This window comes from Anaerovorax odorimutans DSM 5092 (assembly GCF_000426305.1).
GTDB lineage: Bacteria > Bacillota > Clostridia > Peptostreptococcales > Anaerovoracaceae > Anaerovorax > Anaerovorax odorimutans.
Window position 1 is genome coordinate 132,336 of the sequence record NZ_AUFC01000002.1, and the last position, 20,949, is coordinate 153,284.

The window sequence follows — 20,949 nt, forward strand, 5'->3', positions numbered from 1 at the left end:
TTTTTAGTAAAATTATATATAGTATATATAATTAGTTTTGACAAAAAGGGAACACGATATGAATTTATTAACAATAAAAATTGAAAAAAATATTATACAGTTTGCTGAAATAAATAGTAAAGCTAATTCTACTCATATTAAAAAAGTTAGATTTTTTATTATGCCGACAAACTTAGAAAATGGTGGTTATTTAAATAATAGTGAAAGCTTTGCAGATTTTATTGTTGATTGCATTGAAAAAAGTAATTTTGATAAGAAAAATAAGATAATACTTCTTATGGATGTATCAGGTGTTTTACAGAAAGAATATACCCATGAAAAAGTTAAATTGCCATATTTATTATCTCTTGCAAGATTGGAAGCAGAGGCCATTTTACCTGAGAATGAAGGGGAATTTATTGTTGAAAATGAAAATTATGGAGAAAATTTAAACTCTCAAGGATTACAAACAAGTGTAATATATGCTGTTAGTGAAAAATTTATTGTAGAAATATCTGAACATATGAAGATAAGAGGGACATCTGTAGTAGCTGTATTTCCAACTACTGTTGTTCATAGCAAAATTATGGAAATTTTAATTAGTCCTAAGATAAGTGCCGAAGAATTTTGGGGGAAAACTATTTTAGCACTTGATTTATCAAATTATGAAGTAAGAGCCGCAATTTTTAATGATAGGCAATTATTTCATCAAAGAGCTGATGATATTTTAATTGAAGAATTTTATAGAGATATAGCTGAAATTTACCATATTTCAATAGATGAAGCCATTGGATTTTGTACAATAAATGGATTTGATTTAAATAGTAAAGAAAATAAAAAAAATCCGGAAGCTTTTGCTTCTATGATTCAAGCAGGTAATTCTCTTTTTACAAAGTTATACAGATCTCTAAAACTCATTCTATCTGCTGAAAAATTAGAACTAGATGAAGTTATTCTTTCTGGTACTTTAGCTTCCATATCAGGCATAGAAGAAATAGTGGAAAGCTGTATGGGGGTTAAGTGTAGAAAGTTAAATGATTATTATGAAAGACTAAGTGAAAAAATTATTTTAGAAGATGAAATGAAAGAACGAGAATTTTTATTTCAAGAAATATTTTGCCTTGCAGGAATAGATTATAAAAAAACAAAAGAATTAAATTTTTTATATAATATCATTTCAAAGAAAAAGAATAAAATATCAAATATTATTGTTTGTATTATTATTTTATTATCAATGTTATCAGTTATGGCTATATTGCCTGTAATGTATTATATTACTAATCAAGATTATAAAAATAATGAGAAGGCTATTAACAGTGCTTCCTATGGAGAAGCGAGAGAGTTATTGAACGAAAAAAATTCACTGCAAGAAGACTTAAATAAACAAAAAGAAGAAAAGGTAGATTTTCAAAATGCCCGGTCAAATATGTCTTCTTTACTTTTAGAGTTACAAAACACCTTATTGGTTAATAATACAATTTCTAATATAGTTTATGATTCCAATAAAGATACATTTGAAGTTGTTGTTAAGACTACAGATCTTGATAATTTTATAGAAGCAAAAAATAAATTGAATAAAGACGAAAGATTTAATGTATCAATACCTTTGATATTATCAGTTGTAGACGGAGAATGGAATTGTCAAATCAGTATTGAAATTCTACCATATGATGAATCAGATAGTAAATAATAGAGGAACGTTTATATGAAAAATTCAAAAGTGATAACACCTACTTTGGTATTTTTAATAGGAGTACTTTTATTAAGTGTATTATACTATAGTCTAGTATACAAACACTTAAAAACTGCATATGATTCTTTAAGCATAAGTAATGATTTGCTAAAAAATGAAAGAATTGAATTAGAGAATATAATTAACGATAAAGTAGCTTTTAATGAAAAACTTAGCGATTTAAAAGGGCAGATTGCAGAAAATAATGTAAATCAAATTATAAATGCAAAAACTTTTTCTGATGATATAAATATAAAAGCAAAATTAGCAGGAATTTCTTTATCTAAAATTACTGTAGGAGAGCCGCAGATATTTATGGGAGATGAAGAAAACCAATCATTATTAAGTATTATAGGATCTATAGCTTTTACAGGATCTTATGAAAAAGGCATTGATTTTATAAATAACTTTGAAAAAAGTGAAAATAGCGTATATAAAGTCATTAACCTTGAGATAAGAGAATCGGAACTAATGGATTTAGAATGGTATTTAGATTTACAGCTTATTTATTATGGAAATGCAGATACTGTATCAAAGGTATCAAGTAATGATAATGAGAAAGATTCTCAAGATCAGAAAGACAATGATGATCAAGGGGGAAATAATACGTGGGCGCAATGACAGTAAAGGTAATTTTGGCAATTATTATAGGAATATGTGCTGGATTTTCTACCATCTATGTATTTAATATTATACCCCCACGCTGGTTATGTGATTATGGTGAGGAACCAAAAGAGGAAATTACGGAGTTAAGAATTAAAAAAAATCCATGGTGTATATTTTCTTTTATATTCTTTACATTAGCTTCATTTAAGCTTATGGAACACCCCTCATTCGTTATATTTTTTAATAAAGAGTTGTTTATGGTTACTTTATTATCCCTTGTATCCCTGATTTTGAAAACAACTATTCTTTGGCTATTATTACAAATTGCTATTGCTGACAAAAAGTACATGATAATTCCTGATCAATTTATAATAGGGATTGCAATAATAGGATTTATCTATATAATAACTGATTTTATTATATACGGAGATACAAATAGACTTATAGATTTTTTAAGATATAACTTTTTACATCATTGTTTTGCTGCATTGATTGGTGGAGGAACATTCTTTTTTATTGGTATTCTTGGAAGTATTATTTTTAAAAAAGAAGCTATGGGATTTGGAGATATAAAACTGTTAACTTCAGTAGGATTTTTTGTAGGTATTTCCGGTATTATCAATACTTTGATTTTTACTATTTTTGTAAGTGCTTTTGTCTTTTCTATAGGTATTCTTATTAAGAAAATAGATAATAAGGCAGAGCAGCCGTTAGCACCATTTATAGTATTTGGAGCTATAATTGTAACTTTATTTAAAACCGAAACGGATGGATTATTATATAGTTATTTAAATTTATTATAAATAAAACTAAGATTATATATTTTAATTTGGAGAGAGAAATATGAAATATACAACATTAAAATTAGGGCAAATTTTAGTTAAAGATGGCTCCATTACGGAAGAAGCCCTGCAAAATGTACTAAAAGAGCAAAAAGACAGTGGAAAGCGTATTGGTGAGATTTTAATAAATGGAAATTATATTACAGAAAAAGATCTTATAAACTCTCTTTCTTCTCAGTTAGATATTGATTATATAGATTTAGATACAGTAAAACTTGATAAAAGCTTATCTGAATATGTACCTGAAACCCTTGCAAAATCGAATATGATAGTGCCAATAAAAAAAGAAGGGAAAATCTTAACCATAGCTGTTACAGATCCTTTAGATTATAATATTATAAGTGACGTTGGTACTTATTCAAAGTTAACTGTAAAAATTGTAATTTCGGAAAAAGCTAAAATACAACAAAAAATATATGAACTTTATGTTTCACAAAAGGCTTTAAAAGCGGCTAATGAACTTTCCAAAAGTATTATGGTTGTTCCCAAGATTGAAGAAACAATTCAAAATTCAGATCAACCAATAGTTAGATTGGTGAATATGATGATTGAAGAAGCTGTGATCTTAAAGGCAAGTGATATTCATATTGAACCTCAAGAAGAAAAATTGAGAATACGCTTTAGAATTGATGGATATCTAGTTCCATATATAGAAGCAAGTTCTAAAATTGCTCCTGCTGTGGTTTCACGTATTAAGTTTATAGGTTCTATGAATATAGCTGAAAAACGTATTCCGCAGGATGGACGTATTAATTATAAAAGTGCAGGACAAGACGTTGATTTACGTATTTCTTCAATTCCCTCAGTTTTTGGAGAAAAAATAGTAATTCGTATTGCATCGGCCTTAGATTTAAATTTAAATAAAGGTCAGATTGGTTTTATACCTGCTAATTTAATAAAATTTAATAAAATAATAAATAAAGATCATGGGATAGTTCTAATTACAGGACCAACAGGAAGTGGTAAATCTACTACGTTATATACGGTATTAAGAGAAAAACGCAGAGATGATATTAATATAATTACTGTAGAAAATCCCGTTGAAACTATCATTACAGGTATTACACAAGTAGAAGTAAATACAAAGGCAGGACTAACTTTTGCTTCTGCTCTTCGTTCAATTTTAAGACAGGATCCAGATATTGTTATGGTTGGAGAAATTCGTGATGAAGAAACAGCAGACCTAGCAATTGGTGCTGCAATTACAGGTCATTTAGTATTTAGTACCTTACATACATATGACGCTTCCAGTGCTGTAATTAGGCTTATTGACATGGGAATAGAACCATTTATGGTTTCTGCAGCCCTATCAGGTGTAGTATCACAAAGATTGATTAGAAAGATTTGTCCTAAATGTAAGATTAAATATGAAGCTACACAAGAGGAGATTGAGATTTTAAATTTAGATAAAGATAAAAAATTATATTTATATAAAGGTGAAGGCTGTGAATATTGCAATGGTACAGGGTATAAAGGAAGAACTGCTATTCATGAAGTAATGTATATTTCTTCTAAAATAAGAAAAGCCATATATGAAGGTCAAAGTGTAGATGATATAAAAAAAGCTGCTATTGAGGAAGGCATGATTACTCTTTTTGAAAATGTTAGGATAAGAGTTTTGGAAGGCGTTACCACATATGAAGAAATGTTAAAACTTTATTCTAATGATGTTTTATAAATTATAGGAGGAAATAATGAATTTTTATGAAATGGCCCAAAAAGCTTTAGAAGTAAACGCTTCTGATATTCATTTATCTTCGGGTAATTATCCTGCCGTTAGAATAAATGGACAAATTATGTTAATTGGAGATAGTCCTTTAACTAAAGAAGGAGTAGAATCGATTGTGCAAATATGCATACCTCCTGATAAATTTAAGGAATATAATAGAACTGGGGATATAGATTGTTCAATTGATATGGAGAATATTGGTAGATTTAGAGTAAACGTATTTCGTCAAAATAAAGGAACAACAATTGTTTTTCGTACTATAAAAGCTAAAGTCCCTGATTTAAAAGAATTAATGCTGCCACCTCAGATCAATAAAATCCTTGAATTGAATGATGGTCTTGTATTAGTTACCGGACCAACGGGAAGTGGTAAATCAACTACTTTAGCAGCACTTATTAATGAAATGAATAAAAACAGAAGATCGCATATTATTACAATAGAAGATCCAATAGAATATGTTCATACTGCCAAAAATTGTATTATAAATCAAAGAGAGGTAGGTTCAGACAGTAAATCATATGCAAGAGCATTAAAGGCAGCACTTAGAGAAGATCCTGATATAATTTTAGTAGGAGAAATGAGAGATCTTGAATCTATTTCCATTGCTCTCACTGCTGCCGAAACGGGTCACTTGGTTTTATCAACTTTGCATACTATGGGAGCAGCAATGACTATTGACAGAATGGTTGATGTTTTTCCTCCGCAGCAGCAGCAGCAAATAAAAACACAGCTCTCTTTAGTATTAAAATCTGTTGTATCTCAAAGATTATTGCCAAAATCAAGCGGTAATGGGAGAATTGGTGCTTTTGAGATAATGTATGTAAATAATGCTATTAGTAACTTGATAAAAGAAGGTAAAACTTCCAATATAAATCAAATGATTCAAACTGGCTATTCAAGTGGAATGATTACTTTAGAAAGAAACATTAAATATCTTGTTGATAAGGGAATTATAACTGAAGATGTGGCTTCTACTGCAACATATGACATTAAATAGAGGAGATTTAACAATTGGTTTTTAATTATAAAGCAGTAAATGAAAAGGGTAAAAAGAAAACTGGTCAAATTAATGCAGACGATAAGGCTGCTGCTGTTTCTATGCTTAAAAATCAAGGTTTTGTACCTATTACAATTACTCAGGTAAATAATAAAATTTCCCAAAATAATAATTTTGAAAAATTAGCATTACAAAAGAAAAAGTTAAGTGAAATAGAAGTACTGGAAAAAGATATACATAAGGTAAAGATAAAGAAAAAGAAGATATTATCAATATTAAATCAATTTGCAATTATGATGAGAGCAGGGGTAAGCTTATCATTATGTATGGAAGTGTTATTAGAGCAAGAAAAGGATAGACAACTAAAAAAAATATTACAAGAAATAAAATCAGACATGTATTCAGGACAGACGCTTTCTTCTTCTATGGTAAAATTTAAAGCATTTAATCAAATTATAATTAATATTATTTCTGCTGGTGAAGTTAACGGAAGACTGGATATGGCGTTCGAAAGAGCTGCTAAAATCATGGAAAATGAAATTAAAATAACATCAAAAGTGAAGAATAGTTTAAGTTATCCATTATTCTTGCTAATTATAACAATAGTAGTTGTAATTATTATGAACATTGTAGTTCTGCCAATATTCTCTGATATGTTTTCAAATATGGGCGCGGAATTGCCTTTAATTACAAGGATGGTCATAGGATCATCAACTGCAATAATACATTATTGGTATTTAATTGTACTTACTGTCCTTTTAATTACTTTCTCGTATATATATTCAAGAAAACGTTTTGAAGATTTTAAAATCGAAACTGACAGATTAATATTAAAAATTCCATTAATAGGCAATATATTAATAAAAATGTATATTGCTAGATTTTGCAGGGTAATGGCATCATTAGTGGAAGCTGGAGTAGAACTTGTATATGCCTTGAAGGTTTCTTCTGACATTGTGCCAAATTCATATGTTAAAAGGTCTTTAGAAAAAGTTCGTGATGATGTAAAAGTAGGTATAGCAATTAACCAAGCTATGAGTAAATTGCCAGTGTTTGACTCTTTACTTGTATCTATGATTAGAGTAGGAGAGGAGTCTGGTATGCTATTTGATGTTTTAGATAAGATGGCAGATATGCTTGAAACGCAAACTGAAGAAAAAACAAAACAATTAACAGCATTATTAGAGCCTAGCATGACTATTATTATTGCATTACTTGTTGGTACGGTGGTTATTTCAGTTGTAATCCCAATGTTTGGTCAATATAAGCTAATGATGTGATTTTATAATAAAATAAGATACGTCCTTTGATATAGGGGATTTTATTAAAAATTGCAGTTGAAAGATAAAATGAAACTTTTTGCCCTCCATAAACTTTACGATAAAATAATTATGGTAAACTTATGGCGTTTTTATTAAATGTATTAGCGTAATTAAATTGTTGAAAATCATATCTATTTAAGAGGTTATAATGATTACTAAAAATATTAAAACTGAGGAAAATTTTGAAGTGAGCAATGATTTGTTTTCTTTTGTATCCCAATATAAAGAACAAGAGTGTGATATAAGGTATATTAGATTTAAAGATATAAATATTACTAATTGCGATTTGGACAATCTAGCATTTGATAATGTTATTTTTGAAAAATGCAATATAACAAATTCTTCTTTTAACAGAACTGATTTTACATATGTTATTTTTGATTCATGTGATATTTCAAATAACGATTTTAGTAACAGTTGGTTTAACAAATGTAAATTTAAGAATATAAAAAGTTTAGGATCAAAATTTAATGATTGCAGTTTTAAGCTTGTATCTATTAATGACAGTAATTTTAAATATTCTAATTTTACTTCTTCAAAATTAAATGATTTTTCTGCTGAAAACAGTAATTTTAATAGTTCATTTATTACAAATTGCAAACTTAAAGATATAAATTTTGATAATGTAAATTTTATAAAATCTGATTTTTTTAATACTCCGCTAAAACAAGTTGATTTAACTTCTTGTGAAATAGAAGATATAATTATTTCTTCTGATTTTAAAGAGCTAAAAGGCGTAAGATTAAATGTATATCAAGCAGCAGAAATAGCAAAGATGCTAGGAATCGTAATTATGTAGTGAAGATATAGAGGGGAAAAATATGAATGAAAAAAATTTGTGAAAGCTGCCGTATGCCAATGAAAGAAATTGTCAAAAATGCCGGCTTGAAAAAAATATTTTTAAGTTAATTTATACAAAAAGATATGCTTATTTATAAAGGGGATTTACATGGATTATAGTAAAATTAATAAAAATGCAGTAATAGCTTGGTTGATTGGAAGAATAATTTTTCTTTTAATATTTTTAGGGATATATTTGCCTGTAGTATATAAGTTTATTATGCCTAAATTCGGATATATTACAATGCTAAAGTATGGTTTAAATATATTAAGTATAGTCTTAATTCTTTTTTTATTCATAAACACTTTTATATTACCAATGATTGAATATAAAGAATGGAAATATAAAATAAAAAATGATCGAATAGAATTAATAAATGGTGTATTTATTAGGAATAAAGTAATTATACCTATTTCTAGAATACAGTTTTTAGAAATAGAGCAAGGTCCTATTTACAGAAGATTTCATCTTGCTTCATTAAATATACATACAGCAAGTGATGCACATGAAATACCGGCCTTAACATTAGAAGAAGCAAACGATATATCTGAGAAGTTAAAAGAAATAATAGAAATGAGTGGAAATATTGAATAGTTTGGAAAGAAATCATTGGTGTATAATTTTTTCATTGTTTTTTAAAAAAACTATGACTTGGATTATTTTAATTATTCTTATATATAAAAATTTTTATGCGGAGTTAGGATTTGGGAAAACAAGCCTGATAGTATTGGCTTTTGTATTTTTTATTTTTTTATTTTCTGTTTTAAACTGGTATAAGCAAACTTTTTATTTTAAAGAAGAGTCTATTTATTTTAAAAGTGGCATTGTAAATATTAAAACGAGAGAAGTACCTTTTAATAAAGTAAATACAGTTGATCTTTCACAAGGTATTATAGATATTCTATTAGGATTATCGAAAATTAAGATTGATACAGCAAGTGTAGGGAAAGGTGAAAATGAACTTTTTCTCCTTTTAAAAAAGGATAGAGCCATTGAAATAAAAAATACTATTTTAAACAGAGAAAATGATAGTACCATTTTAGAAAAAGAAATATATGACAGTTATAGTTTAAGTTATAAAGAATTATTGATTTATGCTTTAACTTCCAATGTTATTCTTAATGGTATGGGTATTATTTTTGTTATTTATTCTTTTTTAGATGATTATATCTTTCAGATATTTAATATAAAATTGTTTGAGGAAGATGATATTACAATGCAATATTTTTTGGAAAAAGGTATATGGATAATCTGTTTTATAATATTTTTAAGTGTATGTTTATCCATAATAAATAGTTTTGTTAAATATTATAATTTTAAGGTCTATACAGAAAAAGATAAGTTGAACATAACTTATGGTTTATTTAATAAAAAGCACTATTCCTTCGATAAAAATAAAATAAAAGGAATATATAGCAAGCAAAATTTAATGAAGCAGTTTTTTAATATAAAAACAATAGAAGTAGAAAGTATAGGGTATGGTGATGAAAAAGGTGAAAAGGCAATATTATATCCTATATGTAATAGAAACCTAGAGCTTGACATATTAAATAGATTATTGCCTGAATTGGTATTCTCAGGAGATGAACATAAATCTCCCAAAAGAGCATTAGTTAGATTTATTTGGAAAAAAATAATATTTGTATTAATTATAGCGGGAATATTAATTTATTATTCTAAATATGGTTTTATAAGTATTTTACTGTTTCCTTTTGTAATTTTTTTAGGATATATGCAGCATAAAAATACAGCAGTTGGAATGGAAAAAAATCTAGTATATATATCTTGTAATGGATTTAATAAAGTTCAGTCTGTTGTTAAAATGAATACAGTACAATCATTTACAATGTCTTATACATATTTTCAGAAACGACGCAGTTTATGTAATTATGAAATTAGTATTTTTAGTAATGAACTTTTTAAAAGTATAAAGGCTAAAAATTTAAATTCCAATTTAATTAAAGAATATTTGATAGAAGCAAAATAAATTAATTTATTAAAAATATTTTAAAAAATTTTCACATTTAATTTTAAATTTCATACTTAATATTATAAGTTATTTTCGAAAAATTAAAGGTGAAGATGATAATGTTATATAATAAAAAAGAAAATTTAATTAAAAAGAATGATTTTAATATTTCAAATGAGTTAGAGGACGAGATGTGCATAGATCCTTTTGCTTGCAAAATGAGTTTAATTGGGCAAGGAACTATTTCAGTAAAGCCAGATGTAGCTTCTGTTGTATTAGGAGTTAGAACAGAGAATTTACAACTAGAAATAGCTCAGGATGAAAATACAATGAAGATTAATCAAATAGTAAGTTCATTAAAAGAAATAGGCATTTCTCCAAATAACATACAAACTCAATCTTATATGATTTATCCTCAATATGATTTTATTGATAATAGACAAATTTTAAGAGGATACATAGTAATACATGATTTAAAGGTTACAATTAAAGATATGAATACTATCGGAAATATAATTGATACAGCCATACAAAATGGCGCAAATCAAGTTAATAGCATAACCTTTTCAGTCGGTGACCCTTCAATTTATTATCAGCAAGCTTTAAATTTAGCAATTGATGATGTTTTAGGAAAAGCAAAAACTTTAGGAGAAAAACTAAAAATAAATATATCTGAAGTTCCGGTTCAAATTATTGAAGAAGGGGCTCAAAATGAAGTTCCTATTCAGCCTTTTTTAATGCAGTCTAAGGAAAGTACTCCAATACAGACAGGACAAATAGAAATAACAGCGCGAATAACAGCAATTTTTAGTTATACTAAATAATATAAGATAAATTGCCTTAAAAAGGAATAGAGATTGTATTTTATTAATATAATCTCTATTCTTTCTTATAAATTTTTTTTATTTTAATCCTTCTGATAAAGCATTAAGAAGTATATTATTTGAATCTTGACTAAGTTCCCAAATCATAGCACCACCTAAATCTTTTTCTTTGATATAGTTTGCTTTAATTTTAATTGACTGAGGATCGTCATATGTTATAAATATAGAACCATTAAATAACCACGGTACCATAGACTGTGAATGAAAATATTTACTAAATCCTGGAGTATTAAGATATTTTGTCAAAATTGTATTGTAACCTATTGAATTTGCCCCGGAAAATGTTTGATATAAACCATTATTAATATTATTTACCGAAGAATATATATATCCGTAAAAAGGAATCCCTATAATGAGTTTATCTTTTGGAAAAGAAGTACTTAACCAAGCATTTACACTTGAATCTACACTCCATTTATATTGAGGAGAGTCATCATTATTAGTATATAAGGGAGAATTAAAGTCTGTATAAGAATCCCAAGTCCCATGAATATCATAAGTCATAATCATTGCATAATCTAAATATTCGTGAATTAATGATAGTTCCATATTATTTATAGCAGAGCTGTATGCACTGCCGGCTATTGTAAGTAAATAATCTTTTTGATCTATTGTTTCACGTTCATCTAATTTTTCTCTTATTTCTTTAAGTAATAATGTAAAATTGTGTTTATCTTCCGGACGGTTTACGTTGGTGGGTAGACCTCCGCTTACAGGGTATTCCCAATCGATGTCTATTCCATCTAATCCGTATGTAGTAATAAAGTCAATACAGCTATTTGCAAAATTTGTTCTTGACGTTTCTGAGAAGGCTGCATCAGAAAATTTATCTGACCATGTCCAACCACCTACTGAAATAAGAATTTTTAAATTAGGGTTTATTTTTTTTTGCTCATTTAATAATTGAAAATTATAAGGATCTATATCAGGATAACCTAGTGAAATTTTTAAATCTGAACTTATATTGGCAAAGGCATAGTTAATATGAGTAAGTTTAGATACATCTATTTTATCTGGTGTGTATCCACTATAACTAGACCATGCTGCATAATAGCCAACCACTTTTTTTGATAAAGCTTGATTAGCTAGTGATGTTGAAGAAGAGGTTGTCACTGTTATTACATCGCTTGATTTAGATATTTTTCCTCTTGTATCTACAGCTTTAATATAAAAGTTATAAGCTGTTGACGGATTTAAGTCTGTTACCGTATATGTTGTAGTGTTAGTTGAAATTAAATAAGTATTATTCATATATATGTAATATGATTTTACATTGCTGCTTGCTGAGTAATCCCAACTTAAAGTAATTGAAGTATCAGTAACAGCAATTGATTTTAGGTCAGTTGGTATTGTTGGTTTTGCTGCAAATGAATAATTATTTAAGGTACAGCTAAAAACTATTAGTGCAGCCAGTAATACAGTAAAGACTGTTAAAGTTTTATGTATAATTTTCAATTTTTATATCCTCCTCCTTTAAATTATAAAGTAAGTATAACATAATCTTTAAATATTAAAATAATGAAATATATGGGATTTTTAATGATTCATAATAGAAGTTTGAATAAAGAAAATTTACTTTATATATTTTAAAATTCTATTAATACTTAAAATACAATTAAAATTTAATTGCATATACTATATTAAAATCCAAAATTTGATTGTTATATGAATTAAATAAATGTGAAATAGTATTACTATAGGATAATAATAGAATGAGGTGTATTTTAATGAAATTGCGAAAATTTTTAGGCAGAAGGATTTATGAAGAATATTATTATGAAGATGTAGATTTAAAATTTATAGTTCATAAAAGTTTAATTAATGAAAATACTCGAAACTTAATACTCGATTATCTAAAAACTGGAAAAATCAGAGATGATATCTGCGTAATAAAAGCAGATAATATCTATTGTTTTGGACCTTTTTATAATGAGAAAGAGCAATTTTTTGAAGAACAAAAAGATGATTATCTTTGGTTTGTCCTTTAATAAATTATATATATTCTACAATAAAATTAATTTAATCTTGAAATAAAGATAATAATATAATATATTAATTATAGTATTTCATAAATTTACTAATTTTATAAAGAAGGGTATTACTTATATAATGAACCAATTGACTAAAAAACAAAATATAATTGAAATTAAATCAAAAAAGGGATTTACATTAATAGAACTAATAGTAGTTATAGCAATTTTAGGAATTTTAGCTTTTAGCGCAATTGCAATTTTCCCTAAATTTATAAGTGAAGCAAAAAAAGCAGCGGATGAAACAACGCTAAAAACTTTAGATAGTGTTACAGCTTGTTATGGATTAGATGAAGGAATATCTGGAAGTGCCATTTTTGGTAATTTATCAGATTCGGATAAATTGAACCAATTGGTTGAAAAGGGTTTACTTAGTTCTGTTCCAACGCCTCAGCAGAGTAAGGCTAATTTCATATTTAATGAAGATACGGGTAAATGGAATTTATCTTTTTCTGAACAAGAGCAAACTACTTTATTTGCTGAAGCTCTAAAAAATAATTCTATTTTAAGTTCTGAGGACCTTTTAAGTAAGGATATAACATGGAAATTTGGATCCAGTTCTAATTACGATACTGCAAGTTGGAGCGGGTATTTAGAAAAGATTCTTGAAAAAGGTGAAGGAGATAATAAGAGGATTAGTGAAAATGATGGTAAAAATACAATAAACTATTATAATCCTTTATCTAAGAAAACATCTATTTTTAATTGGAATAATTGGGATAGTATAAAAAATTCTTCTGATTATAAAAAATATTTGCCTCCTGCTATTATCATAACAAATTATAAAAATTTGGAACCGAACAATTCTTATATTAAAGAAAATATAGATACTTTAAAAGGTGCAATAGTAATTTATAAAGATGATTTAGATTCAATAGATAAAGGAGTTATTTATAATATTAAAGAAGATGGCTCAGTAACTGCTCCTAAAAAACTTATTGATGTAATTAATTAATAATCAAGAAAGCGTAAAAAGATTTTGTTTGCATTTATAATAATATAAAAGTTTTATTGACAGAATATGATAAAATATATAAGAGTAATATAGTAAAGTAATGTTTTGGTATGAAACCTTAACACTATATTAAATAATTCAAAGCTCAATTAATTTAATAAAGGGTACAGAAATTTAACCACGAAGGTTTAATTGCCTATATAATAGGCATATCTTTCGTGGTTTTTTGTATCTGTTGAAAGGAAAGGAACCAATGAATATAGAAAAACTAAAAGAAGTTTGGATTAATCATGCTGATAAGAATGTGGATGAAAGTATTAAGATGTGGGATAGCTTTTCTGAAAGTTATAAAGAAAAGCCAACTCTAAAATGGGAAACAAATGAATTCTTAAAATTAATAGATAAAACTGTAAATGTATCAAAAGATATGAAATCTTTAGATATAGGATGCGGAGCAGGAGGTTATACCATGGCTTTAGCAGAAAAAGTTAAGAAAGCTGTTGGAATAGACTTTTCTCCTAGTATGATTAAGCTTGCAAAAGAAAAAGAGGTGGATAATGCAGAATTTATATGTGCAGATTGGGATAAATTTGATATAAAGAAAGAAAAATTTGAAAAAAATTTTGATATAGTTTTTGCACATATGACTCCGGCCATAAATAATGCTTATACATTTGAAAAACTCATAGCTTGTTCAAAAAAATATTGTTTTATAGCCAAACCGACAAGACGCAAAGATCCAATATTGGAAGAAATAAAAAAAATAGCCGGACTGGAAGATTATTATCAAAATTTTGATGAAAGTATTACATATGCATTTGATATGGTATGGCAATTAGGTTATTGCCCTTATTTTTTCTATCGTGACGAAGTATGGGAATCAGAAAAAACTTTGGAAGAAGCTTATGAATGGTATATAAGAAGGGTAAAAACCTATAAAAATATAAGCCAATCTGTGGAGAATGATCTAAAGAAATATCTTAATTCTATATTAGTTAATGGAAAAATACATGAAAAGACAACAACTACTATAGTAAATATGTATTGGCAAATTTAATGTTAGGAGGAAATTAATTGAATAAAAAATTATGGGATGAATGTGTAACATTTCATGGACATGAATGTCCGGGGTTAGCAATAGGCTATCGTGCAGCTGAAATTGCTAAGGAACAATTGGGAGATATTTTTTCTCCTGAATTTGATGAGGAAGTTGTATGTGTTTCAGAAAATGATGCTTGCGGAGTAGATGCAGTTCAATGGATTACAGGATGTACTATTGGCAAAGGCAATTTAATCTATAAACCATCAGGTAAAATGGCATTTTCTTTTTTTATCAGAGAAACAGGACAAGGGATTCGCTTGGTTATGAAACCAAATGCATTTGATGACAATATTAGTCGTGAAGAGCTACAAAAATACATACTGGAAGCACCAGCTGAAGAAGTTTTTTGGGTTAAAAAGCCAAATTATAAAATTCCTCAAAGAGCTAGACTGTTTAAAAGTGTTATTTGTGAAAATTGTGGAGAAGCTTCACCTGAATATAAAATGCGTTTAGTTGATGGAAAAAGGGTATGTATTGATTGCTTTGATGATTATGAAAGAGGATGGTAAGTTATGACAGATATAAAATCTGAAGTAACAAATAGCATTGGAGGAATAACAGCATACAGAAGTCATATAAAAAAGAAGAAAATTACCGTAGTTATATTAATATTTCTTGTATTTTTCTTTATCCTTATATCAATCAATGCAGGAGCTGCTGAATTAAATCCTTGGAAAGTATTTAAAACATTAATAGGAATTACTGATGAAAAAGCAAATATTGTTATCTGGAGGATAAGAATGCCCAGAGTTATTGCAGCAGTAGTTGCAGGTGCAGGACTTTCTGTTGCCGGTTGTGTTATGCAAAATAATTTAAAGAATCCACTTGCTTCACCATCAACTCTTGGTATTGCAAGTGCTGCTACATTTGGTGCAAATCTTGCAATAATTGTATTTGGTGCAGGAACAGTATTAAATACAGCAGGTGATTCAGTAGCAATAAATAATCCATACATCGTAACTATTTGTGCTTTCATTTCTTCAATGAGTGCAATAATAATTATTTTAGGTTTAGCCAAATTAAGATCATTTTCTCCAGAAGCAATAATCCTTGCAGGAGTAGCTTTAAGTTCAATTTTTGGAGCCGGTATAACTATTTTACAATATTTTTCATCAGATATAAAAATAGCTGCTGCAATTTTTTGGACATTTGGAGATTTAGGGAGAGTATCTTGGAAAGAAGTTATAATTATAAGTGTTATTGTACTAATTTCAATTGTATACTTCTCCTTTAAAAGATGGGATTACAATGCTCTTTCTAATGGCGAAGAGACAGCAAAGAGTTTGGGTGTTAATACTAACAGAGTTCGTTTTTGGGGACTTTTAATATCAGCTCTAATCACTTCCGTAGCAGTATCTTTTTTAGGAATGATAGGTTTTGTTGGCTTGATTGGGCCTCAAATTATGATGAGAATTGTGGGTGCTGATTACAGGTTCCTTATACCTACTTCGGCACTTATGGGTTCTGTAATTCTTTTAATAGCAGATACTGCTGCCAGGATATTGATATCTCCAATAGTTTTACCTGTTGGAGCACTTACTTCTCTATTAGGCGGACCTATGTTTTTATATATGTTGATGAGAGGGACAAAAGGAAAAAAATGAGTATGATTGTAAAAGATATCTCCTTTTCTTATTCAAAGCATAAAATTTTAAATAAAATATGTTTTGAAGTAAAAGGTGGAGATTGTGTTGCTGTATTAGGTACAAATGGAGTTGGAAAATCAACTTTACTGAAATGTTTAAATAAAGTAATTCTAGCTCAATCAGGTGAAATTTCAATAAAAGAGAAGACACTTAAAGAAATGTCTGGAGATGAATTAGCAAAGTTGATAGGATATGTTCCGCAAAATGAATCTTTTTCTGATAGTACTGTTTTTGATGCAGTACTCCTTGGAAGAAAACCGTATATTAAATGGGATGTAACTAAAAATGATTTAGAAATTGCAGAAAATGTTATTAATGCGTTATCCTTAGATAAATTTTCCCTTCGTAAGGTGAATAGAATGAGTGGAGGAGAAATGCAGAAAGTTGCCATTGCAAGAGCTCTTGCACAGCAACCATTAGTATTGTTATTTGATGAACCAACAAGTAATTTAGATTTGAAAAATCAACTAGAAGTAATCCAAATAATTAAAGATATTGTTAGAGAAAAACAGATATCAGCTATTGTAACAATGCATGATTTAAATTTAGCTTTAAGATTTGCAGATAAATTCTTAATGATGAAAGAAGGTAAAATATATGCTACAGGTGGAAAAGAAATAATAACTCGAGAAAATATTTTAGAAGTATATGGTGTTGATGTATCAATAGAAAATTTTAATGGATATGATGTTGTGATTCCTAATTAATTATAGCTATAAAACAAAATATTTATAAGAGGAAAGAAAAATGAAATTAAAAAAGTTTGTTAGTACAATTATTATTATTAGTTTATTATGCTTTATATTTGCTGGATGCGGAACTAAAGCTGAAAATGAAAATAACCATGAAAACGGTGATTTAAAAATAACAGATACACTTGGACGTGATGTAACAATCCCGGAAGGATCTGATAAATTTGTATGTATTGGTCCAGGATGTTTAAGGCTTTATTGCTATGTAGGTGATACTTCAAAACTTGTGGGAATTGAAGATATTGAAAAAGATACAAGTGGTAGACCATATATAATGGCAAATGATGATCTTATTACTTTACCAATTATAGGATTGGGAGGCCCTAATAATGCTCCTGATGCTGAAAAATTACTAGAAGTGGTACCAGATGTAATTTTTTCAATGTATAATTCAGATGTATCTTCTGTAAATGAATTACAAGAAAAAACAGGTATACCTGTTGTAGCTTTAAGTTATGGAAATACAGAGGTCTTCGATAATGATGTTGATTTATCTATACAACTTATAGGTAAAGTGACAGATAATCAAAAACGGGCTGATGAAGTTATTGATTATTTCAATGAATTAGAAGCTGATTTAAATAATCGTACTAAAGATATAGATAATTCAAAAAAGCCTACTGTTTATCTTGGTGCTCAATCAATGAGAGGTGCGCATGGCATTGAAAGTACAAGTGGTAATTATTCTCTTTTTAATGCAATTGGAGCAAGAAACGTTGTAGACGAAGCAAATATTGATCAGTATATAATGCTTGATAAAGAAGCTCTTCTTGATATGGATCCGGATATCATTATTATTGATGCAGGTGGTCTTTCACTTGTATTAGATGATTATAACAAAAATAAATCTTTTTATGAAGGTCTTAACGCCGTAAAGAATAATAAACTATATCTTCAATTACCATATAATCATTATTATACAAATATTGATATTGCTTTAGCAGATGCTTATTACATAGGCTCTGTTCTTTATCCAGAACAATTTTCTGATATTAATCCTGAGAAAAAGTTTGATGAAATAACACAAAAGTTACTAGGAAAGGAATTATATAAAGATATAGCTAAAGAATATTTTGGAGGTTATCAACAAATAAATCTTGATAAATAAATATTAATATATAATACAAGATATACTATTTTTTAAAATAGTATATCTTTAATTTTTTGATAATTTGGTTAATTTTATTATAATTAATTAAATTTTTGTAAAAAATATGTCGAATTTTGTAGAAAAATTAATAAAAAAGTCGTATAATTCTAATGAATGTTAAGCTCGTTATTCATATAAATAGTTATATTTTTTTAGTTTGTATTAAATTTGTATTAAATTATATTGTTAAGGAGTTTATTCCTAAATGAAAATTTGTCATATAATAAAATTAAAAAATAATTTGGGTGTAAAAATTGGAATTTTTTTATTCATTATTGTTTGTATAACACAAATTATAAATTTTACTTTAAATAATTTTTTTGTATCTAAATATTTTTTAAATATTGAAAATGAAGATATTAATTCCAAGGTAGAACATTCTATGAAAATATTTCAATTAAAGATAAATGAACTTGAAACATTAGTAGAGGATTATGCTTTATGGGATGTAAGTTATAATAATATACTTAATAAAAATAATGATGAAACATGGATTAAAGAAAATTTTACAGAATCTCTTCCTGATAAGTATGGTATAGATTTAATTGTTATGTTGGATAAAGAAAAAAAGGTTCTTACTAAATACGGTTTAAATAATATTAATGAAATTATAAATGATAATAAAATTTTACGAGCACTAAATTATAATAAATATAATGACAATACAAGAGTTAGTGGATTTAAAAAATATAATGGAGATATTTATATAATAAGCTCCTGTCCTATTTACGATATAAATGCCGAAGGAGTTTGTCAAGGTATTCTTATTATGGGGAAAAAAGTATCTTCTTCTTTTATAGAAAAAATAAAGGAAGATTATGGCATAGATATATTTATATCATATCATGATAAGTTTATATTAAATAATGAAATAAGAAAAGAAGTTGTTAACAACAAAGAAATAATTGATCAAAATAGAAATAATAAAATATTTAAACTTAATAATTCAAAAATAATAGGTACATTATCAATTAGAGATATTTCGGGAAATACAATTGGAAACATGAATGTAATACAATCAAGAGATATTTTTTTATCAACTCAAAATTTAACTCAAAGAAATATTTTAGTTGCTATGATTTTATCTATTATTATAGTTTTGATATTAGGTTATTGGTTTAAAAATATTATAGTTATGCCAATTAGAACCCTTGAAGCTCAAATAAAAAAAATGGAAGAGGAAAACCTATTAAAGCATGTAAACCTGAATAGAGAAGCTCCTAACGAAATATCTAATTTAGCTGATAGTTTTAATCATTTGATAGATAGTCTTCATGAGCATAAAATGGAAAACCAACAATTAAAATTATCTGCAAATACTGATTTCTTAACTTCTGTTTATAACCACAAATATTATTTTGAAAGTATTAAAAATAAGATAAACGAAAATCATAAGTGTATATCTTTGATGTTTTGTGATTTAGATAAATTTAAAATAACAAATGATACATTTGGTCATGAAATCGGAGATTTTATTTTAAAGGAAACTGCAAAAATAATAAGTGATCAAGTAAAAGAAATTGGCAGTGTTTATAGATATGGTGGAGAAGAATTTTTGGTTATATTATGCGATTATACTTGTCAAGAAGCTTATGATATTGCAGAAAAAATTAGAAGAAAAATTATTGATGATAAATCATTACAAAAGTATGCAGACTATTTTCCCATTTCCATAAGCGTTGGGATTGCGTGTTACCCGGAAAATGCATTAGATGGAGAAACTTTAATAAAAAAAGCAGACTGTGCAATGTATTATTCAAAGCAAAGTGGCAGAAATCAATGTAATATTTACAATAATAATATGAATGTATTTTCAACTGATAATAAAATTAATAACTATATTAACAGAGAATTTCTTATTGATTCCGCTCTTGCATTAGCAGAGGCCGTAGATGCAAAAGATCCTTATACAGGAAAACATTCTAAAATGGTATCAAAATATTCAATTTTACTTGCTGAAAAATTAGGATTATCGGAAAAAAGAAAAAACAGTTTAAGAATAGGTGCTTTATTACATGATTGCGGTAAAATCGGGATACCTGATAATATAATTAATAAGCCTGAGAAGTTATCCGATTATGAATTTAAAATAATTAAAAATCATACTTTACAAGGATATAATATTATAAAACATATTACAAAAGATGAAGAAATTATAGATTGTGTCAGAAGCCATCATGAAAGATGGGATGGAAAAGGTTATCCTGATGGAATTGGAGGACATTCTATTCATCTATTTGCAAGAATAGTGTGTATTGCAGACGTATATCATGCTATGACATCTGATAGACCTTATAGAAAAGCTCTAACACAAGAAAAGGCATTAGAAGAAATTAAAAGAATGAAAGGAACTCAATTTGATCCTAAATTGGCAGATGTTTTTATAAATGCCATTAATAATAACTAATATATA

19 protein-coding genes are annotated in these 20,949 nt (G+C 27.3%); 18 read left to right on the forward strand and 1 reads right to left on the reverse strand.

From position 1 onward, the window contains the following. Nucleotides 1-58 precede the first annotated feature (58 nt). From K292_RS0102350 to K292_RS0102400, 10 genes are all read left to right on the forward strand, one after another. Nucleotides 59-1,669 carry a hypothetical protein gene (locus tag K292_RS0102350; protein WP_027398490.1) on the forward strand — a complete coding sequence of 537 codons (1,611 nt, stop codon included), beginning with the start codon at nucleotides 59-61 and terminating at the stop codon, nucleotides 1,667-1,669. A 15-nt stretch (nucleotides 1,670-1,684) separates the two neighbouring features. After that, nucleotides 1,685-2,332 carry a hypothetical protein gene (locus K292_RS0102355; RefSeq protein WP_027398491.1) on the forward strand — a complete coding sequence of 216 codons (648 nt, stop codon included), beginning with the start codon at nucleotides 1,685-1,687 and terminating at the stop codon, nucleotides 2,330-2,332. Beyond that, nucleotides 2,329-3,120 carry a prepilin peptidase gene (locus tag K292_RS0102360; RefSeq protein ID WP_027398492.1) on the forward strand — a complete coding sequence of 264 codons (792 nt, stop codon included), beginning with the start codon at nucleotides 2,329-2,331 and terminating at the stop codon, nucleotides 3,118-3,120. Before K292_RS0102355 ends, K292_RS0102360 begins: the two co-directional genes overlap by 4 nt. A gap of 40 nt (nucleotides 3,121-3,160) precedes the next feature. Further along, complete coding sequence (locus K292_RS0102365; RefSeq protein ID WP_027398493.1) at nucleotides 3,161-4,837, forward strand: GspE/PulE family protein; 1,677 nt, start codon at nucleotides 3,161-3,163, stop codon at nucleotides 4,835-4,837. 16 nt (nucleotides 4,838-4,853) lie between these two features. Further along, nucleotides 4,854-5,885 (forward strand): type IV pilus twitching motility protein PilT, encoded by a 1,032-nt coding sequence (locus K292_RS0102370; RefSeq protein ID WP_207637150.1) that lies wholly within the window; start codon nucleotides 4,854-4,856, stop codon nucleotides 5,883-5,885. 14 nt (nucleotides 5,886-5,899) lie between these two features. Further along, nucleotides 5,900-7,165, forward strand: coding sequence for a type II secretion system F family protein (locus K292_RS0102375; protein ID WP_027398495.1), 1,266 nt, complete (start codon nucleotides 5,900-5,902; stop codon nucleotides 7,163-7,165). Between the two features lie 190 nt (nucleotides 7,166-7,355). Continuing rightward, nucleotides 7,356-8,006: a pentapeptide repeat-containing protein gene (locus K292_RS15660; RefSeq protein ID WP_051280167.1), complete on the forward strand. Its 651-nt coding sequence runs from the start codon at nucleotides 7,356-7,358 to the stop codon at nucleotides 8,004-8,006. Nucleotides 8,007-8,156: 150 nt separating this feature from the next. Then, nucleotides 8,157-8,642 (forward strand): PH domain-containing protein, encoded by a 486-nt coding sequence (locus K292_RS0102390; protein WP_027398496.1) that lies wholly within the window; start codon nucleotides 8,157-8,159, stop codon nucleotides 8,640-8,642. Further along, nucleotides 8,635-10,035 (forward strand): PH domain-containing protein, encoded by a 1,401-nt coding sequence (locus K292_RS0102395; RefSeq protein WP_027398497.1) that lies wholly within the window; start codon nucleotides 8,635-8,637, stop codon nucleotides 10,033-10,035. The genes K292_RS0102390 and K292_RS0102395 overlap by 8 nt, the downstream gene beginning before the upstream one ends. A gap of 101 nt (nucleotides 10,036-10,136) precedes the next feature. Next, the gene (locus K292_RS0102400) at nucleotides 10,137-10,841 is read left to right on the forward strand and encodes an SIMPL domain-containing protein (RefSeq protein WP_051280168.1); all 705 of its coding nucleotides are present in this window, start codon (nucleotides 10,137-10,139) and stop codon (nucleotides 10,839-10,841) included. A gap of 78 nt (nucleotides 10,842-10,919) precedes the next feature. Here the strand turns inward: K292_RS0102400 and K292_RS15665 are convergent, their stop codons facing one another. Then, the gene (locus K292_RS15665) at nucleotides 10,920-12,356 is read right to left on the reverse strand and encodes a glycoside hydrolase family 18 protein (RefSeq protein ID WP_051280170.1); all 1,437 of its coding nucleotides are present in this window, start codon (nucleotides 12,354-12,356) and stop codon (nucleotides 10,920-10,922) included. A gap of 272 nt (nucleotides 12,357-12,628) precedes the next feature. Between K292_RS15665 and K292_RS0102410 the strand changes: the two genes are divergently transcribed. From K292_RS0102410 to K292_RS17655, 8 genes are all read left to right on the forward strand, one after another. Continuing rightward, nucleotides 12,629-12,889, forward strand: a complete 261-nt coding sequence (locus K292_RS0102410; protein ID WP_027398499.1) for a hypothetical protein — start codon at nucleotides 12,629-12,631, stop codon at nucleotides 12,887-12,889. Nucleotides 12,890-13,010: 121 nt separating this feature from the next. Continuing rightward, nucleotides 13,011-13,886 carry a type II secretion system protein gene (locus tag K292_RS17650; RefSeq protein ID WP_051280174.1) on the forward strand — a complete coding sequence of 292 codons (876 nt, stop codon included), beginning with the start codon at nucleotides 13,011-13,013 and terminating at the stop codon, nucleotides 13,884-13,886. A gap of 253 nt (nucleotides 13,887-14,139) precedes the next feature. After that, nucleotides 14,140-14,943, forward strand: a complete 804-nt coding sequence (locus K292_RS0102420) for a class I SAM-dependent methyltransferase (protein WP_027398500.1) — start codon at nucleotides 14,140-14,142, stop codon at nucleotides 14,941-14,943. 17 nt (nucleotides 14,944-14,960) lie between these two features. Continuing rightward, the gene (locus K292_RS0102425) at nucleotides 14,961-15,497 is read left to right on the forward strand and encodes an FmdE family protein (RefSeq protein ID WP_027398501.1); all 537 of its coding nucleotides are present in this window, start codon (nucleotides 14,961-14,963) and stop codon (nucleotides 15,495-15,497) included. Between the two features lie 3 nt (nucleotides 15,498-15,500). Further along, entirely contained in the window at nucleotides 15,501-16,592 is a 1,092-nt protein-coding gene (locus tag K292_RS0102430) for a FecCD family ABC transporter permease (protein ID WP_051280176.1), read from the forward strand. Further along, complete coding sequence (locus K292_RS0102435; protein WP_027398503.1) at nucleotides 16,589-17,341, forward strand: ABC transporter ATP-binding protein; 753 nt, start codon at nucleotides 16,589-16,591, stop codon at nucleotides 17,339-17,341. Before K292_RS0102430 ends, K292_RS0102435 begins: the two co-directional genes overlap by 4 nt. 40 nt (nucleotides 17,342-17,381) lie before the next feature. Continuing rightward, nucleotides 17,382-18,494 carry an iron ABC transporter substrate-binding protein gene (locus K292_RS0102440; RefSeq protein WP_027398504.1) on the forward strand — a complete coding sequence of 371 codons (1,113 nt, stop codon included), beginning with the start codon at nucleotides 17,382-17,384 and terminating at the stop codon, nucleotides 18,492-18,494. A gap of 247 nt (nucleotides 18,495-18,741) precedes the next feature. Continuing rightward, nucleotides 18,742-20,943, forward strand: coding sequence for a diguanylate cyclase (locus K292_RS17655; RefSeq protein ID WP_051280177.1), 2,202 nt, complete (start codon nucleotides 18,742-18,744; stop codon nucleotides 20,941-20,943). The last annotated feature ends 6 nt before the right edge of the window (nucleotides 20,944-20,949 follow it).

Excerpts from the sequence above, each read along its gene's own strand:
- K292_RS0102350 (WP_027398490.1), top strand. The coding sequence starts at position 59 with ATGAATTTATTAACAATAAAAATTGAAAAAAATATTATACAGTTTGCT.
- K292_RS0102360 (WP_027398492.1), top strand. The coding sequence starts at position 2,329 with ATGACAGTAAAGGTAATTTTGGCAATTATTATAGGAATATGTGCTGGA.
- K292_RS0102440 (WP_027398504.1), top strand. The coding sequence starts at position 17,382 with ATGAAATTAAAAAAGTTTGTTAGTACAATTATTATTATTAGTTTATTA.
- K292_RS0102400 (WP_051280168.1), top strand. The coding sequence starts at position 10,137 with ATGTTATATAATAAAAAAGAAAATTTAATTAAAAAGAATGATTTTAAT.
- K292_RS0102355 (WP_027398491.1), top strand. The coding sequence starts at position 1,685 with ATGAAAAATTCAAAAGTGATAACACCTACTTTGGTATTTTTAATAGGA.
- K292_RS0102410 (WP_027398499.1), top strand. The coding sequence starts at position 12,629 with ATGAAATTGCGAAAATTTTTAGGCAGAAGGATTTATGAAGAATATTAT.
- K292_RS0102390 (WP_027398496.1), top strand. The coding sequence starts at position 8,157 with ATGGATTATAGTAAAATTAATAAAAATGCAGTAATAGCTTGGTTGATT.
- K292_RS0102420 (WP_027398500.1), top strand. The coding sequence starts at position 14,140 with ATGAATATAGAAAAACTAAAAGAAGTTTGGATTAATCATGCTGATAAG.
- K292_RS17650 (WP_051280174.1), top strand. The coding sequence starts at position 13,011 with ATGAACCAATTGACTAAAAAACAAAATATAATTGAAATTAAATCAAAA.
- K292_RS0102365 (WP_027398493.1), top strand. The coding sequence starts at position 3,161 with ATGAAATATACAACATTAAAATTAGGGCAAATTTTAGTTAAAGATGGC.
- K292_RS17655 (WP_051280177.1), top strand. The coding sequence starts at position 18,742 with ATGAAAATTTGTCATATAATAAAATTAAAAAATAATTTGGGTGTAAAA.
- K292_RS0102430 (WP_051280176.1), top strand. The coding sequence starts at position 15,501 with ATGACAGATATAAAATCTGAAGTAACAAATAGCATTGGAGGAATAACA.
- K292_RS15660 (WP_051280167.1), top strand. The coding sequence starts at position 7,356 with ATGATTACTAAAAATATTAAAACTGAGGAAAATTTTGAAGTGAGCAAT.
- K292_RS0102370 (WP_207637150.1), top strand. The coding sequence starts at position 4,854 with ATGAATTTTTATGAAATGGCCCAAAAAGCTTTAGAAGTAAACGCTTCT.
- K292_RS0102435 (WP_027398503.1), top strand. The coding sequence starts at position 16,589 with ATGAGTATGATTGTAAAAGATATCTCCTTTTCTTATTCAAAGCATAAA.